Here is a 1991-nt window from a genome sequence, read left to right as displayed (position 1 = left end):
CCTCCCCTCCCGGGGGAGGGCTGGGGTGGGGGCCGGATGTTTGGTATTAGCTTTTCATGACCACCCCTGTTGCCGTTCTCATCGAAGACGAACCCCACATCCGCCGCTTCGTGCGCGCCGCGCTGGAGGCCGAAGGCTGGCAGGTGTTCGAGGCCGACACCGCCCAACAGGGCCTGACCGAGGCGGGCACCCGCAAGCCCGACCTGCTGGTGCTCGACCTGGGCCTGCCCGACGGCGATGGGCTGGACGTGCTGCGCGACGTGCGCGGCTGGTCGGCCGTGCCCATCATCGTGTTGTCGGCCCGCAGCGACGAGGCCGACAAAATCGCCGCCCTGGATGCCGGGGCCGACGACTACCTGACCAAGCCCTTCGGCGTGGGCGAGCTGCTGGCCCGTGTGCGCGCCAACCTGCGCCGCCCCCGCGTGGCCGAGGCCAGCGAGGAAGCCGTGTTCCGCTTCGGCCCGGTGGAGATCGACCGCACCGCACGCCTGGTGCGCCGGGGCGGGGCCGAGGTGCACCTCACCCCCATCGAATACCGCCTGCTGTCCGTGCTGGCCAGCAACGCCGGTCGCGTGCTCACCCACCGCCAGCTGCTGCGCGAAGTCTGGGGCCCCGCCCACACCCAGCAAAGCCACTACCTGCGCATCCACATGGGCCATTTGCGCCAAAAGCTGGAGGCTGACCCGGCGCAGCCGGTGCATTTGCTGACGGAGACGGGGGTGGGGTACCGGCTGCTGGCCTAAAATCTAAGCAAAATCTGCCCTCACCGCCGATCGAATGGGCGTAAGCAGCTACTTATTTAGTAGCAAAACGGCGCTTCCCTGGCGATCTTCACCGCCGATCAGACGGCGGCAGGTGGCGTTCCAGGTCCATGCTGTTGGCCATCAGCGGCCAATCACGCCATGGGCCAGCGTAGCCAAGTGTTTGCCCAGAGCATCCGATGAGTCAAAGCTGCTGAATGCACCTGCATCGATGTCGGCTATGCCGATCCGGGCGGCCTCGCGCAAAACTTCGCAGGCGTTATGGCTGCCCGCAGAACGGGCCATGTGTTCCAGAAGCTGGGGCGGGTGGTCTCTCGGCTCAAGGTGGCGGGTGGGCATAGAAACCTCGGGCAAAAAATATGTGCCAAATCTGCCTCTTGCGCTCACTCCATAAGCGCAAGCAGCTACTAATTCAGTAGCGTAGCCTGCCCAGTCAAAAACCCGTCCAGCGCCTGGCGCACGTCGGCTTGCATCTGGGCCACAGCGGTTTCGTCGCCGGACAGGTGCTTGAGCAGGGCCTGCTGGAACAGACCGTCGAACAGGGCGTACAGCGCGGGTGGCGACAGGGTCAGCGGCAGCTGGGCCAGCTCGGCGCAGCGGGCCACCACGCGCCACACCATGTTTTCCAGGCTTTTGTCGATCGCGACCACGTCGGCGCGGAAAGCTTCCTCGAACAGGGCCTGGGCGCGCAGGTCGTACCACAGACGGTGCATGGAGGCCTCTGCGCGCAGGGTGTCGCCCAGGATCTGCGCAAACCCGTCGCGCAGGGCGGGGTAGCTGGGCGCGTCGAGGGTGACCTGGTCGTAGCGGGTGACGCAGCGGCTCTTGTACTGGCGCACGCTGCACACGATCAGGTCCAGCTTGTCGCTGAAGTAGTAGTGCAGCACGCCGTGCGAAAACTCGGAGTTTTGGGCGATTTCACGCAGGCTGGTGCGGGCATAGCCCAGGCTGGCCAGGGTGTGCAGGGCGGCCTCGCCCAGCTCCGCACGGCGTTCGGCGAACTTGTCTACCCGCGTACGGGGAATGCGCGTGGTTTTGGGTGCGAGTGCGGCGGCCATATAGAGCGAAAGCATAGCACGCAGCCCTCTTCCATCCACTGTGATACCCCCTGTTTACCCTAATTTCTGGACACTTGCCCAGTAAATTCTTGACGACTGTCAAAAGAATTTCTAGCATGGGCCGAACCACAACAACAGCAGGAGACAACATGACGCAGTTCGATCTGACGGG

At 64.7% G+C, this 1991-nt stretch carries 3 protein-coding genes; 1 reads left to right on the top strand and 2 read right to left on the bottom strand.

The window, feature by feature from the left end:
- Positions 1-56: 56 nt before the first annotated feature.
- Entirely contained in the window at positions 57-743 is a 687-nt protein-coding gene (gene kdpE / locus AC097L_RS23370) for a two-component system response regulator KdpE (RefSeq protein WP_479589134.1), read from the top strand.
- Positions 744-884: 141 nt separating this feature from the next.
- Here kdpE and AC097L_RS23365 read toward each other — a convergent pair whose 3' ends face one another.
- Positions 885-1100, bottom strand: coding sequence for a hypothetical protein (locus AC097L_RS23365; protein WP_479589133.1), 216 nt, complete (start codon positions 1098-1100; stop codon positions 885-887).
- 68 nt (positions 1101-1168) lie between these two features.
- Positions 1169-1834, bottom strand: coding sequence for a TetR/AcrR family transcriptional regulator (locus tag AC097L_RS23360; protein ID WP_479589132.1), 666 nt, complete (start codon positions 1832-1834; stop codon positions 1169-1171).
- Between the last annotated feature and the right edge of the window lie 157 nt (positions 1835-1991).

Source organism: Rhodoferax sp. RT5P35 (genome assembly GCF_056521385.1).
This window is presented reverse-complemented; position numbering and strand designations above follow the sequence as displayed.